At 37.5% G+C, this 18,390-nt stretch carries 17 protein-coding genes; 3 read left to right on the top strand and 14 right to left on the bottom strand.

What is annotated here, in order from left to right; genetic code table 11:
* Positions 1–2: 2 nt before the first annotated feature.
* The 7 genes from ACFSY7_RS07910 to ACFSY7_RS07880 all read right to left on the bottom strand — a co-directional run bounded on the left by ACFSY7_RS07910 (position 3) and on the right by ACFSY7_RS07880 (position 8,784).
* Positions 3–1,193 (bottom strand): hypothetical protein, encoded by a 1,191-nt coding sequence (locus ACFSY7_RS07910; protein ID WP_380147471.1) that lies wholly within the window; start codon positions 1,191–1,193, stop codon positions 3–5.
* A gap of 6 nt (positions 1,194–1,199) precedes the next feature.
* Entirely contained in the window at positions 1,200–2,543 is a 1,344-nt protein-coding gene (locus ACFSY7_RS07905; protein ID WP_380147470.1) for a hypothetical protein, read from the bottom strand.
* 1 nt (position 2,544) lies between these two features.
* Positions 2,545–4,155 carry a dynamin family protein gene (locus ACFSY7_RS07900; protein ID WP_380147469.1) on the bottom strand — a complete coding sequence of 537 codons (1,611 nt, stop codon included), beginning with the start codon at positions 4,153–4,155 and terminating at the stop codon, positions 2,545–2,547.
* On the bottom strand, positions 4,133–5,788 hold the full coding sequence (locus ACFSY7_RS07895; RefSeq protein WP_380147468.1) for a dynamin family protein: 1,656 nt from the start codon (positions 5,786–5,788) through the stop codon (positions 4,133–4,135). The genes ACFSY7_RS07900 and ACFSY7_RS07895 overlap by 23 nt, the downstream gene beginning before the upstream one ends.
* A gap of 217 nt (positions 5,789–6,005) precedes the next feature.
* A complete protein-coding gene (locus ACFSY7_RS07890) occupies positions 6,006–6,800 on the bottom strand; it encodes a putative hydro-lyase (RefSeq protein ID WP_380147467.1) in 795 nt (264 codons plus the stop codon).
* Positions 6,801–6,805: 5 nt separating this feature from the next.
* Positions 6,806–8,008, bottom strand: a complete 1,203-nt coding sequence (locus ACFSY7_RS07885; protein ID WP_380147466.1) for an NRAMP family divalent metal transporter — start codon at positions 8,006–8,008, stop codon at positions 6,806–6,808.
* A 17-nt stretch (positions 8,009–8,025) separates the two neighbouring features.
* Positions 8,026–8,784 carry a LamB/YcsF family protein gene (locus ACFSY7_RS07880; RefSeq protein ID WP_139993810.1) on the bottom strand — a complete coding sequence of 253 codons (759 nt, stop codon included), beginning with the start codon at positions 8,782–8,784 and terminating at the stop codon, positions 8,026–8,028.
* 220 nt (positions 8,785–9,004) lie between these two features.
* Between ACFSY7_RS07880 and pxpB the strand changes: the two genes are divergently transcribed.
* Both pxpB and ACFSY7_RS07870 read left to right on the top strand, forming a co-directional pair.
* Entirely contained in the window at positions 9,005–9,715 is a 711-nt protein-coding gene (gene pxpB / locus ACFSY7_RS07875; protein WP_380147513.1) for a 5-oxoprolinase subunit PxpB, read from the top strand.
* Positions 9,712–10,656, top strand: coding sequence for a 5-oxoprolinase subunit C family protein (locus ACFSY7_RS07870; RefSeq protein ID WP_380147465.1), 945 nt, complete (start codon positions 9,712–9,714; stop codon positions 10,654–10,656). Before pxpB ends, ACFSY7_RS07870 begins: the two co-directional genes overlap by 4 nt.
* 119 nt (positions 10,657–10,775) lie before the next feature.
* Here the strand turns inward: ACFSY7_RS07870 and ACFSY7_RS07865 are convergent, their stop codons facing one another.
* A complete protein-coding gene (locus ACFSY7_RS07865) occupies positions 10,776–11,570 on the bottom strand; it encodes a helix-turn-helix domain-containing protein (protein WP_380147464.1) in 795 nt (264 codons plus the stop codon).
* Between the two features lie 79 nt (positions 11,571–11,649).
* On the opposite strand from ACFSY7_RS07865, the gene ACFSY7_RS07860 reads away from it, so the two are divergent.
* Entirely contained in the window at positions 11,650–12,060 is a 411-nt protein-coding gene (locus ACFSY7_RS07860) for an SLAP domain-containing protein (RefSeq protein WP_380147463.1), read from the top strand.
* Here ACFSY7_RS07860 and ACFSY7_RS07855 read toward each other — a convergent pair.
* From ACFSY7_RS07855 to ACFSY7_RS07830, 6 genes are all read right to left on the bottom strand, one after another.
* Complete coding sequence (locus ACFSY7_RS07855) at positions 12,053–12,253, bottom strand: hypothetical protein (RefSeq protein ID WP_380147462.1); 201 nt, start codon at positions 12,251–12,253, stop codon at positions 12,053–12,055. The genes ACFSY7_RS07860 and ACFSY7_RS07855 overlap by 8 nt on opposite strands.
* 229 nt (positions 12,254–12,482) lie before the next feature.
* Positions 12,483–13,703 (bottom strand): DUF819 family protein, encoded by a 1,221-nt coding sequence (locus tag ACFSY7_RS07850; protein ID WP_380147461.1) that lies wholly within the window; start codon positions 13,701–13,703, stop codon positions 12,483–12,485.
* 87 nt (positions 13,704–13,790) lie between these two features.
* Complete coding sequence (locus ACFSY7_RS07845) at positions 13,791–14,666, bottom strand: DMT family transporter (RefSeq protein ID WP_380147460.1); 876 nt, start codon at positions 14,664–14,666, stop codon at positions 13,791–13,793.
* Positions 14,667–14,757: 91 nt separating this feature from the next.
* Positions 14,758–16,551 carry a M3 family oligoendopeptidase gene (locus tag ACFSY7_RS07840; protein WP_380147459.1) on the bottom strand — a complete coding sequence of 598 codons (1,794 nt, stop codon included), beginning with the start codon at positions 16,549–16,551 and terminating at the stop codon, positions 14,758–14,760.
* 45 nt (positions 16,552–16,596) lie between these two features.
* Positions 16,597–17,061 (bottom strand): DinB family protein, encoded by a 465-nt coding sequence (locus tag ACFSY7_RS07835; protein WP_380147458.1) that lies wholly within the window; start codon positions 17,059–17,061, stop codon positions 16,597–16,599.
* 116 nt (positions 17,062–17,177) lie between these two features.
* On the bottom strand, positions 17,178–18,359 hold the full coding sequence (locus ACFSY7_RS07830) for an acetyl-CoA C-acetyltransferase (protein WP_380147457.1): 1,182 nt from the start codon (positions 18,357–18,359) through the stop codon (positions 17,178–17,180).
* Positions 18,360–18,390 lie beyond the last annotated feature (31 nt).

Raw genomic sequence — 18,390 nt, 5'->3', positions numbered from 1 at the left:
TCCTAATTTATTATAGTTGTTAATTTTGCAGTTCTTAATTTATTATTTTCAAATTGATTATTCTCTAACTCTATTTTAGTACTTCCTTCACAATGAATAAATGAAGCTACTAATAGTTTAGATGAATTAATTACGCCTCTATAATTTTTTTGTCTTATATTATTATTTAATGGATTCACTACATTATCCACTATTTTACTATTTTTTAGAATGAGATTTTTACAGCCTTTTATTACAATTGGATAATCTGTATAAATTACTTTATCGCTCAACTTTAACTTATCTATTTCAACAAAAGCAACATTTGAAATATTGATTTGTTTATATTTTTTACATGTATTTAAATTAATATTTTTCAACTTTATCATTTTGGTATTTTCAAATACCACATCTAATTTATCCGAATAAATTTGACAATTTTCAAGAGTTATTTCTGTTAAATTACCAATTATTATATTTTCATCAATTTTCACTTTAGCATTCTTGATAACAACATTTTTTGTTATTTTTTTGTCTATTATTTGAATTAGGGAATGTATTTTTTTATCCCGTGTTCCACTATCATTAATATAAATGTCTTTAAAAATAGCTCGAATATACGGTTTACTATTTTTCTTTAAATACGGTTTATCTAAAAGAAAACCTTTAACACTTGTATAATTCTTTGTAAGTATTGAATTTACAAACTGACAAATTTCAATAAAACTTTCCTCATTAATTTCTAGTAAACTTAATAAATTTGTGACACTTTGAACTAATCCATTTTCCATGCTAATACCTATAAGCATCAACGCATCTATAGCAAATGCTTCGTCAAGCTGTTGTTCTTTCATAATAACTATAAAATCAGTAATATCTTTCTCTGTTAAAGTAGATGCTCTTATCATATGTTGTCTAATATTATCTAAATCACCCATACTATCTGCAATACAAGTAATTAATATTAATCGCTCTTCAAATTTTCCATCCGACAAGTGTAGTAAGCTACATAATATTTGCATATATGTTGCTTTAACATAAGCATCTAATTTAGATGCCCTATGATTAGTAAATTGATATTGTTTCGCTGTCTTCATTAATTGAGTATAGTCAATTCTATTCTTTTCCCTAGATTGTGCAGTCGATTGTTCTACCTGCATGCTTAAGTCAGCAATTTGGCGAGACAAATCTTGTAATTGTTGTTGAATAGACATAAAAATTTAACCTCTTCTCATAATCTTTATATCATTATTACGGTTATCATTATCATCAATAACTTCGTTATCTATTTGTATATTTTGATTTCCACCTAAATTTAAATGTTTTTTAATATAAGCATCTAGTGTTGCTTTTCCAACAAATTCTTTTCTATCGAAATTCAAATTGTACTTGATATCAACTTGAAGTTTATGAGTATTTATATTATTACTTAAAGAACTTTTTATATTGAATAAAAAGTTTTTATTAGATGAAAAATTTTCATCATATTTAGAAAACAAAGAGAAAACCTTCATTGTTGGAATCTTTCTAAATACATTATCCTGTAAATGTATATTAATATTTTTAGGTAACAAACCTATTAAATTTTCAGTAAATAAAACACCATCATTTTCATATATAATATTTTCAAAATCACAATTAACCATCATAATATTCCCACTATTTTCATATACATTTATAAATGCCGCTGTATCCTGTGTTGAAATTTTTAAATTTTCAATGCTACACTTAGTAACAAATATGTGTTCTACATTATCAATAAGCATTACTGCATGTTCAAAGTTTTTAAAATGACATTCTTCAAAAATAAGTGCATGTAAATTTAAATATTGTAAGGGTATAGAAATTCCTTCAAAATGACAATTTTTAAAATGAACAATTTTTTTAGAATGTATTGTATATGTCAGCAGATTTTTTGTAAAATTACAGTTTTCAAAAAAAACACAGTCCGATTCCGAATTCATAAGATGTTCGATTTGTTGAACATCCCCATTATCTAGATAGTAATCATAATTACTATCTAAATTGTAATAAGCAAATAACTTCAAATTTTCGAAATCTGCATAATCTGTAACATATTTTAAAATAGCTTCTTTATTTTGTATTAATATATTTTTTGCAAACATACTCCACTCACATAATTGAGCTTCTGAAATTTGAAAAATATTAAGTAAATCTGCTAAAAATAAAAGCTGCTGCGTATTCATTTTTTTTTTGCAATTAATCATTACTAATGCATCTATAATAAAATTTTTAAATAACTTATTTTTATACAATTCATTATAAAAATCTTGTGGAAGTTGTTCCGTAACTACCAACGCTTGTCTCATATATTGTTCTGCAGATATTTCACTCTCTATCCCTTCAATCAAGCGCTTAAAAAAAGTAATTTGCTCTGTTTCAGGAGTATGTTCACATTGTAAAATTACAGCTAGCATAGTAAGATATACTTCTTTTAGATAATCAGTTTCTTGCTTTAGCGGATGCTGATGAAATGCTATTCGTTTAGGTAATTCTTTTTGAAAAAATGCGGTAATGTCATTCACACTTTGTAATGTAGACATATTAATCCTCCAAAGTCTTTTTTAATATCGTTGTGAATTGATTAAGTTGTTCTAAATTTACATTAAGATCCTTCTTATCCTCTGAAATCTCTAAATTATTGTTCAATACACTAAAAATAGCAGAGTTACGGTTTAAATAATCATTAAATTTAACTTCTTCTGGCAATAAAGTAAGTTCATTTTCTAATATTCCAGCTAACCTAGTCGCATAATTTTTTTGACCTGGTTGCTCAAAAAATTTTGATACTGTATTTGCAAATGTTTTGCTTAAAAGCGCTTCAATATCATAGCTTTCTTTAATATTATGTTTCTGTTTATACGCTTGCAATAATTGAGATAAATTTTGTGTCTTATCTTTTAACAATTCAATTTCTTCTGGCTCTGGCATACAAATACCAACTTGATCCGCTACAAATTTTAATTCTACAAAAAAATTATCTTGCAGTAATTTTAATTTTTGTTTCGTTTCTTTTAAAAGTTGAATACGTACTTTACTTTCTAATACAAGTGATATTAAATAGTCCTGAATTTCACTTTCCGCTAACGTCAAAGCCTGGTTTAAATGATTTAATCGACGATTTTCTATAGAAATTTGTTTTTCATAATATTCTCTACATCTAACAAATAATTTTTTAAAATTGTAGGCAAATGATTCCTCATATACTGCTTTGTCCCATTCTGCTAGTTGAGATAAAATAAATGTTTTATCATATTCTTGATGTTTTTTACGTGAAAATGTAAATACGTTCGTATAGCGAATTCCTTTTAAATCTAGAACTTGTTTAATATTTTCTACAATCAGTTCCAAATCATTATCTGTTTTTTTATCTGCTTTATTAACAATGACACAAAGTGGTATTTCCGTATAAAGCGTTTTAATAAACTGAATATCTTGTTCAGTAATCGTTCCAGCATCTGCTGGTACAAACCATAAAATATAATCCGCCGTATTTAATTGTGCACGTGCAATTTTTTCATCTGTTTTAGTTGAATGAGTTGATACATCAGCTTTTGAATAACCGGGTGTATCTAAAAATGCAATATTTTCAAAAGATTGTGTAGGAATTTGTAAAAACAAATTTTTTAAAATATGCCCTAATGTTATTTCTTCAGAAATGATTTCACCTTCATTATCTGTACTACGCCCAAAACCATGTGCAATCATTTTTAAATCTTCCAAAGATAAATTCATCTTCGTATCAAATACATTAATACCTTGAACTTTTATTTCTTCACCAGAAACAATATATGTCGCAACTGAAGTAGAAGGATCAATTTTTGCGGGCAAAACTTTTGTGTTTAGTAAGGTATTTAAAAATGTAGATTTTCCACTACTAAACCCTCCACCTAATGCTACAACATGTTTCCCAATAAGAGGCTCGTAAAGCATAAAATCACGCATTTTACCATACTCAACTTTAAAATTAAAATATAATTCAGGGAAATTTGGAGGTGCTAAATCTTTAATTTCTTCTGGTAATTGTTCATACAACAGTTTTTCCAATTTTATTAAATTTACACTAATCGTTTGTACATCATTATTACGTGTAATATTTTTCAACAAATCAAATTGCCGAAAAATCTCATCACTACATGGTAACGATAGCGTCATTTAAAATCCCCCTTACTTGTTCAAGATCCTTCTCCCATTCACTTATCAATTGCTGTTGCTCAACTTGCTCATTTAATTTTTGTGTACGTGTATCCTCTAATGCTTTTTGTAATAAATCACGTTTTTTTATTAAATCTTCTTGAATCATCGCATGAATAGTTTCAGAATAACTTTCCAACTCATTTGCAACTTGAACATCTGCTACTTGTAAAACTTGTGGAATAATTTCCATTACTAATTTTTTCTCTGCTTGTTTCTTTGCTTCTTTTTCTTTATGTTGGTTGAAAAGTAAATCTGCAATTATCGGAATTGAAGCTATAATCATAGCAGCTACTGGCCCTGTTAAGGCTACTCCAATTGCGGTAAAAATAAGCGGCGCTGATTTCAAAGCAATATTTTTAAGTGTTTCATGTGTTTTTTCATCTATATTATTTTGTTCAGGTCTAAATGTATCTATCGGCATATCTAACTGAATTGCATTTGATAGTTTACTTATATGCTTTTGTAAAGTTGGTTCGAATTCTGTTTTAATTCCTTGTGTGATAGCCATACGAACAATTAAATTAAGTTTTGTTTGAATATCTTGACCACTCGCAAGCATTGAAATAAGTGTATTTTTATTAGCTTGTAATTCATCGTTAATTTTTGCTTGAATTATTGTAATACTATTACTTAATTGCGTTGAAAAATGTTTTTGTTCAACTGTTACTTTCTCTTGTACTCGTTCAATATCTCTTTGGATTCTCACTTCTTTTTCATCTAATTCTGAAACAGTTAACTCTGTACTTCTCAACATTTCTTGTAAATATTGTTCCACTATCGTTACATGTTGTTTTAATAATGAAGAAAAATGTTTTTCAAAAATAAAGCGGCTATTTTCTTCAATGTCTTTTAAAATACTCTTTAAACCATTTACATCAATCACTTTCTCATTATTTTCATTTAACTTCTTTTTTGCCCAAATTGGTACAACTTTTTTAGGAGCAAGGCCTAAAGAATATGTTACGCTATCACGAATAGCTTCAATATTTTTTTCAAGTGTCGATGATGTTACTTTGTCAGCTTTTGTCACACACACATAAACAGGCACATCATGTATTTTTAATTCATTCAAAAAATCTGAAATACTTTCTTTCATAACGGGTTCTTCAGCAGAAAATGTCAAAATATATGCCAAACTCTTAGGTAAATATTGATCAATTGCTGTATTATGCGCCTGAATACCTGAATCAAATCCTGGCATATCTACTAATTTTATTGTTGGTAATTGTGCTAACATTGCATGGTTCGTTTGAATTTCAATATACTCAGTATCCTGAATAGAAAATTCTCGATTTTTCAACTCATCTAATGTCAGTGATTTTTTATTATGGCCTTTTACTGCTTGTATATTGAAAGCACCATATGAAATTTCTGTTGGAATCGCGGTTTCTGCTGTAATATTTGTTCGTAAAATTTTTTCTCCTAAAAAAGCATTAATCATTGTAGATTTCCCTGTGCTAAATCCTCCAATAATAGGTGTTGTCACCTTAAAATTTTGCATATAGTGAATATGTTCTTGTAATTCTTGTAATGGTAGATTATATTTTTCTTTTAATTTTTTAATAAATTCAAATTTCTTTTGTAATATCATTTAAAGCATCCTTTCAAAACAAATATTTAAAACTATTATAACTATATTTTTAAATCAAATGAACTATTTTTTGTTATAAAATAATTATTTTATATGAATAAAAGATTATTTTTTATTCTAATCTTATTTTATAATTATGAATGAGATCTTTCACACAATTAAAAAACGCGTTACTTTATATGCTAAAGTAACGCGTTTTTTAGATTATGTTGTATCCCTATAAAACCCCGTAAAATGCATCTTTTACATCGGTCACAAACATATGCCCTGGTGCATGTGTAATCATTAAATCCGGCTTAACGTGCATGGCAATGGCCTGTGGTGTTACGCCGCATGCCCAGAACACTGGCACTTCGCCGTCTTTGATTGGTACTGCATCACCAAAGTCAGGTTTTGTCACATCACGAATGCCAATGCTCGCTGGATTGCCGATATGCAGTGGTGCGCCGTGAACGGACGGAAAGCGTGATGTTACTTGAACAGCGCGCACGACCTCTGCTTCAGGAATCGGACGCATAGATACAACGGTTGGCCCTTCAAATATACCGGCTTTTTCTGTGGCAATATTCGTCTTAAACATTGGGACATTACAGCCTTCTGAAATATGACGCACGTCGATGTCATTATTCATCAATGCATTTTCAAATGAGAAGCTACAGCCAATTAAGAAGCACACAAAATCGTCTGACCAGTAGTCCTTCAAATCGCTCACTTCCTCGACTAATTCCCCGTGTTTATAAATGCGGTATTTTGGAATGTCGGTACGAATATCCGCGTTCTTTGCGATACGCGATGGCGATACACTCCCCGGCTCAATGACATCTAAAATCGGACAGGCTTTTGGATTTCGTTGTGCAAACAATAGAAAATCAAAAGCATGCTCCTTTTTCAAAATAGCTAGATTAGCTTGCGCATAGCCCATCGCATAGCCAGCTGTCGGTCCTGTAATGGTCCCGTTTCGAACGGCTTCGCGAATTGCTTGTGGTGATTGTTGTTGATAGTTCATTGTCATTCCTCCTAGCCTACTAAAATACCGATTTGTTCAATTAATGTCATAATGCCAAGAACACCCATCACGATAACTACAAAGGCACCTGTAATCGTTAACCATATCGGATGCTTGTAGCTGCCGACAACATCTTTTTTGTATACCGCAATTAATAATGTACCTAGTGCTAATGGTAAAATTAAGCCGTTTAATGCGCCTGCTAATACAAGAACATTTACGGGTTTGCCAATCAATGCGAAAATCAATGTTGAAATAGCAATGAACGCGATAATGATCCAGTTTTCATACTTTGCAATATTTTTATGGAAGGTTTTAATAAAGGAAACAGATGTATAAGCGGCACCAACGACTGATGTTACAGCGGCAGCCCACATAATCACACCGAAAATACGGTACCCAATATCACCTAATGCTAATTGGAATACAGAAGCAGCTGGGTTTGCGGCATCAAGTTTAAGTCCTTGTGATACAACACCTAATACTGCTAGGAATAAAGCAATACGCATAACTGCTGTCACTATAATCCCTGTAATCGAGCTTTTATTGACCTCTGGAATCGCTTCGACGCCTTTAAGACCCGCATCGAGTAGGCGGTGACCACCTGCGAACGTAATATACCCACCGACTGTACCACCAACAAGTGTAACAATTGCTAAAATGCTAATATCTGTTGGTGCGAACGTACGCACAACCGCTTCGCCAACAGGTGGATGTGTTGAAACAGCCACATAAAACATTAAGAAAATCATGACAGCACCGGCAATTTGTGCAGCGCGGTCCATTACTTTACTTGCTTCTTTAAATAAGAAAATAACGATGGCAAAAATGGCACTTAAAATGGCCCCCGTCACCGTATCCATGCCAAGCATCGCATTTAAGCCAAGCCCTGCACCGGCGACATTCCCTATATTAAATGCTAGACCGCCAAATACGATTAGCACTGCTAAAACAATTCCTAGCCCTGGCAATACTTTATTCGCAATTTCTTGTCCGCGTAGGCCTGAAACGACGATAATGCGCCAAACATTCATCTGCGCGAAAATATCGAGTAAGACAGATACTAAAATAACGAATCCAAAGCTTGCGAGTAACTGCTCTGTAAAAACAGTTGTTTGTGTTAAAAATCCTGGCCCAATTGATGAAGTGGCCATTAAGAATGCGGCACCGAGCAGGACGCTACGGCTCGCTTTTTGTGTGACTTTTTCTCCCATTGTGGTTCCCCCTAAGTCTAACGATACGCCGTAACGTCTATTTGGTTGTTTGTTAATGTTTCATGGATGTATTTTGCAAAAGTCAGTGCATGTGCACCGTCCCCGTGGATACACACCGTATGCGCATCAAGTGCAAAATTCGTTTGCTGCTGTGTTTGAACATGTCCCTCTTTGACCATTGTCATCACCTGGCGTACCGCTTCCTCATCCGTTTCAATCATCGCATGAGGCTGTGTACGTGGTGTCAGACTACCATCTTGCTGATATGTACGGTCAGCAAATACTTCATTTGCTGTTTGAAGACCGATGCGCTTACCTGCTGTAATAAGCTCGCTCCCTGCTAAGCCATACAAGACAAGCGATGGATCAACAGCATACACCGCTTCTGCAATGGCCTCAGCAAGCCGTGCATCTTTTGCGGCCATATTATACAGTGCCCCGTGTGGCTTCACATGCTCGACTTGTCCCCCTAAAGCCTTCGTAAATGCCTGCAGTGCCCCAAGCTGATAGATGACAATATTTTTCGTATCTTCTGGTGCAATCGCCATATTACGGCGACCAAAGCCAACTAAATCTGGCAATCCTGGATGGGCGCCAATTTTAACCTCTTTCTCAAGCGCAAGCTCAACCGTTTTTTTCATAACAGTTGGATCACCCGCATGAAAGCCACAGGCAATATTAGCAGATGTCACATAATCGAGAATGGCCGCATCATTGCCAAGTGTATACGCACCAAAACTTTCTCCGAGATCACAATTTAAATCAATTTGATACATCAAATCACCCCTTATTGCTATTTTAAAAACCATAATTCAGTTTTTAAATTCCGTATTTAGGAACTTATATTCCGAATATTATCACAATCAACTATTTGATGTAAAGTTGCGAATTGTATTTTTTTTCTGATAATTTATTGAATTTATCCTAGTTTTCGTTATAATTATTCCTATATTCAGAATTTCAATTCCGAAAAATGGTATTTGGAGGGACAACGTGATGCATAATACGCAAGCAATTGAGTGGATGCCATTTGGGGAGATGGCCATTCGTATGCAGTTTGGCACAAGTGTATCGGACGTTACACAACGACAGATTACGCAGGCCATGGCGCAAATTGACGCGCAAAACATCCCATACATTCAAGAAATGATTCCTGCTTATACAACACTAACGGTGCTCTATGACGCCATTTATTTACTAACACAAGGTATTAAAAATCCTGCTCAGGCAGTCATTGAGACATTAAAAGCTTGTGTATCAGTCGATGCGGCCACTTCAGCGGCAACTACAAAAATCATTGATATACCAGTATGCTATGGCGGAGAATACGGGCCTGATTTAGAGGAAGTGGCTAGTTATCATCAACTATCGGTCAAAGAAGTGATTAAACGTCATAGTACACCGCATTATTTAATTTATATGCTCGGTTTTGCACCAGGCTTTCCTTATTTAGGTGGACTTGATGAAACCATTGCAACGCCACGGAAAAAGAGCCCTCGTTTAAAAATCGAGGCAGGTTCTGTTGGCATCGCAGGTAGTCAGACAGGAATTTATCCGATCGAAACACCCGGGGGCTGGCAGATTATCGGGCGGACACCACTTGCTTTATTCCAGCCTGAAAAAATGCCGCCAACTTTACTCGAAGCGGGTGCAATGATTCGATTCGTGCCTATTTCAGCGGCAGATTTTGAGGAGATGATGGCATGATTCACATTGAAAAACCAGGTATGCTGACGACCATTCAAGATATAGGGCGTCAGGGCTTTCAACAGTATGGCGTCATTGTCAGTGGTGCCATGGATACGTTAGCACTTCAAACAGCGAATATTTTAGTGGGCAACGCACAGGATGAGGCTGTCCTTGAGGTGACGATGGGTGGACTACGTTTTAAGACGGACGATGACTGTGTCGTGGCGATGACAGGCGCAGCCATTCAAGGAACCATTAACGGTAGGGACCCGCTTCAAAGCTACCGACCTGTCGCACTCAAGGCCGGCGATACCGTACAGCTTGGGCCATTACTTAGCGGCTGTCGCAACTATATTGCCTTTCGCGGCGGCATCGATGTACCAGCTATTATGAACTCAAAAAGCACATATTTACGGGCAGGTATTGGAGGCTACGAAGGACGTGCACTTAAAAAAGGTGATGCGCTTACCGTCTACAAACATACAGCACAGCAAGTAAAATGGCAGGCAGAACTACCCCATTATGCAAAGAAGAACTGGACCGTGCATGTAACAGCTGGTCCTGAGTGGGCACAGTTTACCGCCGAGAGTCAGCAGCAATTCTTAACAACACGATATAACATTACGGCGGCAGCTGACCGTATGGGCTACCGTCTGAAGGGTACCCCCCTGCAGCGTGTTTCAGCAGAGGAACTGTTATCAGATGCGGTGTTATTTGGCACCATTCAAGTATCAAATGACGCACAGCCCACGGTATTATTAGCCGACCGCCAAACGACTGGCGGCTATCCAAGAATCGCACAAGTTATTGCGAGTGATTTACATGTATTCGCCCAAATGAAGCCAGGCGACAGCATCCAATTTGAATGTGTGACACTCACAGAGAGCTATGCTTTACTAACTGAACAAACGCAGTATTTACGAAAATTAGCGCAAGCTGTACGTTTACAGCAGCTATAAGCAAAAGCCGAAATCTATTAGGATTTCGGCTTTTTTGTTGGTGATGCCTAAAGCATCAACCTATGTAATTCCAAATGAAAAGCGTTCTCATTGTAGCTTAAAAAAATAGACTTTTGCGCTTATAGACACTGACGATAGGCAGTCGGTGCTTTCCCTGTATATTTTTTGAAAATACGGCTGAAATAAAATGGATCGTCATAGCCAACCTTTTCAGCAATAGATGCGATTGTTTCATCTGTAGCACGCATTAATTCTTTGGCATGCTGAATGCGTAGTTCAATCAAATAATTACTTGGATTAATGCCTGTATAACGTTCAAATAAATGCGCAAAACGACGACGTTCAATATTAAAGCGCTCCGCTACTTCCGTCACCGTTAAGCCAGATTGATAATACTGGCGCATAAAGGCTAATGCCTCACTCATCGCATCTTCACGATCTACATGCTTGCTGCGCTGGTGTGCGACAAGCATTTCACTAATAAATTGCATAAAGTACGCCTTTGTTTGTACACGTGAAATATTCCCTGGTGTCGTAAACGCCTTCATCATTTGCTCAACCGCACGTTGACAAGTAGCGTAATCATCGATTGAAATGACAAATGGATCATGCGCAATAACCGTTTCTTCGACATCATAGTAAATTACCGCATAATGACAGCCCTCGCCACCGATCGGCTTCATATCGATATCAGCCGTATTATTAATATGGAGCACCATACCTGGCATTAATTTATAGCGCACATTATCAAAAGTAAAATACCCCTGACCCGAAAGTGGGAACACAAAGCTACAGCATCCTGTTGAACTGTGGTGAACCATCCCATTAATCGTTGCAGGCACGCGGTGTGTAAACATATCGTTAAATTCAATTTTTGTATGTGCATAGTAAGACATGACTTCTTCTGTTTTCATTATCATCACTTCTTTCTCAATTGATAATCATTATCAGTTAAATCTTACAAATAAATGAGGCATTTGTAAAGTTCATTTTATGATAAACTTAAAAACAGAGGTGAATTCTATGCAGTTACAGTACGAGAAATCTTGGGACAAAGCGCTCGCAAGCATTGATAGGACGCGAATCGAGCAATTATTCCTTCACGCAAAAAAAAGCGAAAATTTTACAGCTATTCGAGAAGCGGTTAATCACCAGGAAACACTTCTTATTAGTGTGCTTATTCATAATCACAGTGAGAAAACACTCGTTTTCGATCAAACATCCCTTGCTTATGAGCTTGATGGACAGCATATTGCGACGGCTCTTTTTACGCTGCCGCAATTAAAAATACCACCACATACGAGTATGCCGTGGACATTTTTATTTCCAAAAGGAAGTTATGTACGATGTGATAGCTATGCAGGTGGTACGTTATCATGGACAAATGTGCACCAAATCAAATGATTTTTTGAGATTGAAAATGATGAAAGGCTAGTATATGATTTGACCTTTGATACACCTCTTCATAAGAGAAACTATTGAGCGATTCAATATAAGCTACTTTTAATTCTTCATACTTCGCGACCATTTCAACCGATAAAAAGTGAATGGACTGCATATCAGATTCTAATAATACAAGACGCCCAGCCTCAATCACGCGCTGGCGTTTTTTTATTGATTCAGAGGATTTGTGGCTGTGCTTCTTCTAACTGAATTAAACGGTCTAAACTATCCAAAAATTCATTCATGTTTGCATCTCCCTCCAGTATGGATTTATACCATTATAATTACACTACTTAGGTAAATATAAACCCATTAAATTTCTATTATATTTTAAAAAATAAAAAAACAAGGACTACCCATGAAGTAATCCCTGTTTCCCCCATTTATAAAAAGGACCCAAGCCACAGTCCCATGACGGTGCCAACATAATTCCCAATAATATAACCAAATGTGCCGACAATTAAAATCGGACCAACAAGATTTTGCCAGCCCTTCGCAATCGCCAGTGCAGCGGCCGTTGTCGGTCCCCCTGCATTTGCATTAATCGCCAGCATAATTTCTTCTAAATCAAAACGTAGTAGTTTACCAAATACGAGTGAAATCGTCACATTAACAATCACAATCGTCACCGCAAAGACGAATAATAATGGTGCTTCCTGTAAAATAAGCGGAATGGACGCTGGAATCCCAATGACAACGAAGAAAATATGAATTAAATACGTGCCAATTTCCTGACTTCCTTGAAGACGCTCAAAAAAGCGTGGGAATAATAGCAATGCTAGGAACGTTAACGTCGTCAGCATCAAGTACATATCACCAAAAAGACCATTCGCTAAATTCCAAAAGAAGCTAACATTATCCCCAGATGGAATCACTTTATCAAAGTATTCCGATAATTTCTTCGCAACTAACACAATCGTAAAGGCAAGCCCGACAGCAAGCGCAATGTCCAATAATGAAATCGATTTCGGCTTCCAGTATGACTTGGCTAAGTTTTCATTCTTCCCCGCGCGACTTTCCACCTCATCAATATGTGGCGTCTTATAGCGTTTACGGAAAAAATTCATCGTCGGAATAATAATCAATACGACAAATAAAACGGCCATCGTCAAATTATCCGCAACAACGGAGGCAGAAACAAGCTCACCTGGTGTTTCAAACTTCGCTGCCATTGCCGCAAAGTTGACCCCACCGCCGATATAGCTCGCGCTAAACATCGCCGCCATCTTATCAAGCATTGGAATGTGATCTTTCAGCATAAAGAAGGCAATCGTTGTTCCTGCTACTGTACCAATCGAGCTGATTAAGAAAATCAGTAAGAGCCGGCCACTTTCACGAAAAAGCTTTTTTAAATTAATTTGAAACAGTAATAATGGAATCGCTAGTGGCACAATGACTGACCAAACCGCATCGTATACGCTAGATTCAGTCGGAATAATGCCGGTATTGGACAAAATAATCGCGATAACAAGCGCGATTATGGCCCCTGAAATACGTGAGGCCCATTTAAAACGTTGCTCTAATACAATACTAATTGATGCGACAATAATAATAATGCCCCATAATACGAGCGTATCATCTGCCGCAATCCATGTTTCCTTCATATGTATCCCTCCCCTTTTTTTCTTACCCGCAAAGGTTTCGAAAAAAACAAAACGAGCATCTCCTAGTTAGAAATGCTCGTATCGTCATTAAATTTTTTGTTTCATATGCGCAAGGCCAAACTTCGGTTTGAGCTCGGCAAATAATACCGCGATTAAAATTAAGAAACAGCCGAAAATCATACGGCCTGTTAATAACTCATTTAAAAGCCATACCGAGAATAATGTGCCGAACAACGACTCCATTGATAAAATAATGGCTGACTTTGTAGGATTCGCATATTGCATACCGATATTTTGACACACATAGGCGACACATGTACAAAATACTGCTAAATAAATAATAATATAAATCCCAGTTGGTTCAACAACCGTTGGCACTTCACCGAGTATAATCATCACAATGCCTAACACCGATGCTGTCATAAACTGCACAATTGTGAGCGCAAGTGCATCCTCTTTTTTCACAAAGACATTCGTATAAAAAATGTCGAATGCAAATAGCACCGCACATAAGATTGATAAAATATCACCGACATTCATCGTGAATGAACTTGTTAAAGATAAGAATCCGATGCCGACAAGAGCTAAGATTGCCGCAATTACCTCATAGCGATCAAAGCGTCGTTTATAAATTAAATAGGCAAGCACTGGTACAATCAGTACATTGATGGCGGTTAAAAATGCATTTTTTGCAGGTGTTGTATAGAGTAACCCATACGTTTGCACCGCAAATGCAGCGAATAAAATGACGCCAAGCACAGCACCCTTCCATAGCACAGCTTTATTAATCAACCGTAGTTTTTTATGGAAAATTAAGCATAGTAACACCGTTGCAAGTGTAAAGCGTAGTCCCATTAGCTGAAAGACAGTCCAATATTCTAGGCCGACTGCCATGCCTACAAAGCCACTCCCCCACATTAATGCGGTAATCACAAGGAGCAGCTCGCCTTTATACTTTCCCATGCGTAAGCCTTCTCTCTATGTATACATTCACCTCATCATACTCGATTTATGCATTTTTGTGAATATATTCCCATAGAAAAGATCCGTTAATTTACGCTTTTTCGGTCAATGTCAGAAATTCTTCCGCGTCCTGTGCCGCTAAGCGCACCCCTTTTAACCAAAAGGCCTCCTGTGTAATATCTTCGCCTAGATGCTTCATTACAAGGTCCTCCACATTCATTGATCCTGTATCACGTAGTAGGGCCATATAGCGCTCTTCAAAATCCGTACCGATTTCCTTTGCTTTCGCGTAAATGCTTAGTGAGAATAAGTAGCCAAATGTGTACGGGAAATTATAAAACGGTACACCTGTAATATAGAAATGAAGCTTCGATGCCCAGAAATGCGGATGCGTTGTTTCAAGTGCACCACCATATGTTTCCTGTTGTGCTTCACTCATTAATTCATTTAAACGTGCGGCCGGCACAACACCATTTTTACGTTCCTCGTAAAAGCGGGTTTCAAAGGTGAATCTTGCATAGATATTCATAAACATTGCTACAGAGCGCTGGACTTTATCCTCTAATAGCGCAAGTCGCTCATCCGCATTTGTCGCCTCTTGCACCGCTGCATCCGCAATAATCATTTCAGCAAATGTAGAGGCTGTTTCTGCGACATTCATTGCATAGCCTGAATTGAGTGGGTGAACATCACGCAGTGCATACGAGTGGAACGCATGGCCTAGCTCATGGGCAAGCGTTGATACATTGTTCATCGTGCCTGCATAGGTCATGAAAATACGAGATGCATTGTCAAGCTTCGTCGTCGTACAAAAGCCACCAGGTCGTTTATTATCGCGGTCTTCTGCCTCAATCCATGAATTTTCAAATGCCTGACGCGCGAAAGCCTCAAGCTTTGGTCCAAATTTCGCGAAATGCTGTAAAATAAATTCGGCGCCTTCATTAAAGCTTAACGCTGTTGTCGGTGCGCTAATCGGTGCATCTAAATCAGCCCAAGTCATGGCCTCTTTCCCTAAAATAGTTGCTTTCCGCTGTAAGTAATTGACGAAAGGCTCACGCGTTTTCGCAATCGCCCCCCACATCGCATCCAATGTTTCACGCTTCATACGATTAATGCGCAGTGGCTCTTCTAAAACATCCTCCCAGCCACGTTTTTTATACGTTGTTAAACGGAAGCCTGCTAAATGATTTAATGTATGCACAAAAAAGGCTTCTCGCTCAGTAAATGCCGCTTCAATCGCGGCATCGACATCTGCGCGTACAGTCGCACTTTCATGATTGCGTAAATTATTCGCCTGACCAACGGATAATACTTTTTCCTCGCCATCAACCGTTACACGAATTTTCGTATCTGCAATTAATAAATCGTATAAGCTACTCCAAGCCTGGTCACCATCTGCGCGTAAACTCGTAATGATGGATTCCTCTGCTTCTGACAGTAGTAGTTTCGTTTGATTACGTGTCTCCGTTAAAATAAATTCAAAAGGCGCTAGTGCTTCACTCGTAATAATGTCATGAAATGTCGCATCATCTAGTTCTTCAATTAATTTATCAAAGCGATTACGCACATCCGATAATGCGGCATATTGTGTACGCATATTACTTTGAATGACTTGAGCTGCTTCGTCCTTTGTATTTTGTGCTGTTAAGCAAGACAGCATAACGCCAATTTTTTGTAAATTAAGCACGGTCGTTGTTTGCACATCAAGCGCGGTTGCAATTGTAGCAGATGATGGCTGTGCAATTGCTGCCTCTACCGCTTCCTTATATGCTTCAATCAATGTCGGTACTTCCGCAATATGCGCTAAAAAAGCCGCTGAGTCACTCGTACCGCCTTCGTAAAACGCATTTAAATCCCATGTTTCTGAATACGTTGTCATATTCATTCCCCCTATAATTAACTGAATAGTGCATTACTTAATCAAATTATTTCACTTTTCGAAATATTTTTCAAGTGATGGGAAGTGTTCACGGACATAATTTGCGGAAATAGGTGCTAGATGAAGCTCGCGCGCCCAGACAGAAAGCTGCCCGATATGATGAATTTCATGAATAATAATATGATGCAAAATGGCATCAATCGTATGCCGATCACCGTGGTCAACTACGATTTGTTGTGGGTCATACTTCGTCGTTAGAAATGCTACAATTTCTGGACGTAGCTCATTAGACAAGGTGCGAATCCCTGCGAGTGAATGCCTCGGTACCGCCTCGTCTGTCTTCTCTAAAATATCGCAAATCCAGCTATATTCTACACCTACGATATGCAGTAATGTCTCGCCAATGCTCCCGACACCACCTACACGTTCCTGCCATAACTGTTCCTCTGAAAGCTTTTCACACCAGTCAAACCACTCTTCTCGCTTTTGCCAATTGTATTCAAAAAAATGCTTCATTATGACACCTACTTTCTAGCACTCTATTCCCTACCATAAAATCCTTACACGCAAAAAAACACAGCGCTCCCACACGCTGTGTCTATCAAAATTAGTCCCATGTTATCGCCTAAATGCTATAGCTTTTCAACGATTGTTGATACACCTTGGCCGCCACCTACACAAAGCGTTGCCAAGCCATATTTTACATCATCGCGTTTTTTCATTTCATGTAGAAGCGTTACTAAAATACGCGCACCACTTGCGCCAACTGGATGCCCCAGTGCGATAGCGCCGCCGTTGACATTCACTTTGTTCGTGTCAAAAGCAAGCTCCTTCGCTACAGCCAGTGACTGCGCAGCAAATGCCTCGTTTGCTTCAATTAAATCGATATCATCGATTGTTAAATTTGCTTTTTCAAGTGCTTTTTTCGTTGCAGGTACAGGCCCAATCCCCATGATTGCAGGGTCTACACCCGCAACAGCGTTACTTACAATACGTGCATATGGCTTTAAGCCTAGCTCGTTGGCTTTGTCCTCTGACATTAATAGAAGCGCTGCCGCTCCGTCATTAATCCCTGAAGCATTTGCTGCTGTAACGGTTCCATCTTTTTTAAATGCAGGACGCATACTAGCTAATTTCTCTGCTACGACGCCTGCACGCGGAAATTCATCTCGGTCGAAAGTGATTGTTTCTTTACGTGATTTGACTTCAACTGGCACAATCTCATCATTGAAGCGCCCCGCCTTTTGAGCTGCTTCTGTTTTTTGCTGACTTTGTGCCGCGAATGCATCTTGCTCTTCACGTGTAATGTTGTATTTCTCTGCTAAATTCTCTGCTGTAATCCCCATATGATAGTGATGGAAAGCATCAGTCAAGCCATCATGTAACATTGTATCAATCAGTTTACCGTCGCCCATACGGTATCCCTGACGCGCCTGTGGCAGAATATATGGCGCTTGTGTCATATTTTCCATACCACCCGCAACGACAATATCAGCTTCCCCAAGCTGAATCGCCTGCGCGGCTAAATGTACTGCTGTTAAACCTGAACCACAAAGTTTATTAATTGTTGTGGATGGTACTTCATATGGCACACCTGCATTGACTGCAGCCTGACGTGCAGGACCCTGACCAAGACCAGCCTGCAAAATATTTCCTAGTACTACTTCATCAACCGTCTCCGGTGCAACATTTGCACGCTCTAGCACTTCTTTCACAACAACAGCGCCCAAATCCGTCGCTGCTGTATTTTGTAATGTGCCATTAAAGCTACCAATTGCCGTACGAACGGCTTCAACAATTACAACATTTCTCATACTCTCTCCCCTTCCTATCTTACTAAATTTT

The organism is Kurthia populi (assembly GCF_042686175.1).
GTDB classification, from domain to species: domain Bacteria; phylum Bacillota; class Bacilli; order Bacillales_A; family Planococcaceae; genus Kurthia; species Kurthia populi.
The sequence above is the reverse complement of the archived record's forward strand: the minus strand, read 5'-3'. Positions and strand labels throughout refer to the sequence as shown.

What these genes read in the sequence shown, in the direction of transcription:
- ACFSY7_RS07900 (WP_380147469.1), bottom strand. Translation starts at nt 4,155, where the DNA reads ATGACGCTATCGTTACCATGTAGTGATGAGATTTTTCGGCAATTTGAT.
- ACFSY7_RS07895 (WP_380147468.1), bottom strand. Translation starts at nt 5,788, where the DNA reads ATGATATTACAAAAGAAATTTGAATTTATTAAAAAATTAAAAGAAAAA.
- ACFSY7_RS07850 (WP_380147461.1), bottom strand. Translation starts at nt 13,703, where the DNA reads ATGAAGGAAACATGGATTGCGGCAGATGATACGCTCGTATTATGGGGC.
- ACFSY7_RS07905 (WP_380147470.1), bottom strand. Translation starts at nt 2,543, where the DNA reads ATGTCTACATTACAAAGTGTGAATGACATTACCGCATTTTTTCAAAAA.
- ACFSY7_RS07835 (WP_380147458.1), bottom strand. Translation starts at nt 17,061, where the DNA reads ATGAAGCATTTTTTTGAATACAATTGGCAAAAGCGAGAAGAGTGGTTT.
- ACFSY7_RS07870 (WP_380147465.1), top strand. Translation starts at nt 9,712, where the DNA reads ATGATTCACATTGAAAAACCAGGTATGCTGACGACCATTCAAGATATA.
- ACFSY7_RS07865 (WP_380147464.1), bottom strand. Translation starts at nt 11,570, where the DNA reads ATGAAAACAGAAGAAGTCATGTCTTACTATGCACATACAAAAATTGAA.
- ACFSY7_RS07885 (WP_380147466.1), bottom strand. Translation starts at nt 8,008, where the DNA reads ATGGGAGAAAAAGTCACACAAAAAGCGAGCCGTAGCGTCCTGCTCGGT.
- ACFSY7_RS07830 (WP_380147457.1), bottom strand. Translation starts at nt 18,359, where the DNA reads ATGAGAAATGTTGTAATTGTTGAAGCCGTTCGTACGGCAATTGGTAGC.
- ACFSY7_RS07840 (WP_380147459.1), bottom strand. Translation starts at nt 16,551, where the DNA reads ATGAATATGACAACGTATTCAGAAACATGGGATTTAAATGCGTTTTAC.
- ACFSY7_RS07910 (WP_380147471.1), bottom strand. Translation starts at nt 1,193, where the DNA reads ATGTCTATTCAACAACAATTACAAGATTTGTCTCGCCAAATTGCTGAC.
- ACFSY7_RS07880 (WP_139993810.1), bottom strand. Translation starts at nt 8,784, where the DNA reads ATGTATCAAATTGATTTAAATTGTGATCTCGGAGAAAGTTTTGGTGCG.
- pxpB (WP_380147513.1), top strand. Translation starts at nt 9,005, where the DNA reads ATGCATAATACGCAAGCAATTGAGTGGATGCCATTTGGGGAGATGGCC.
- ACFSY7_RS07845 (WP_380147460.1), bottom strand. Translation starts at nt 14,666, where the DNA reads ATGGGAAAGTATAAAGGCGAGCTGCTCCTTGTGATTACCGCATTAATG.
- ACFSY7_RS07890 (WP_380147467.1), bottom strand. Translation starts at nt 6,800, where the DNA reads ATGACAATGAACTATCAACAACAATCACCACAAGCAATTCGCGAAGCC.
- ACFSY7_RS07860 (WP_380147463.1), top strand. Translation starts at nt 11,650, where the DNA reads ATGATAAACTTAAAAACAGAGGTGAATTCTATGCAGTTACAGTACGAG.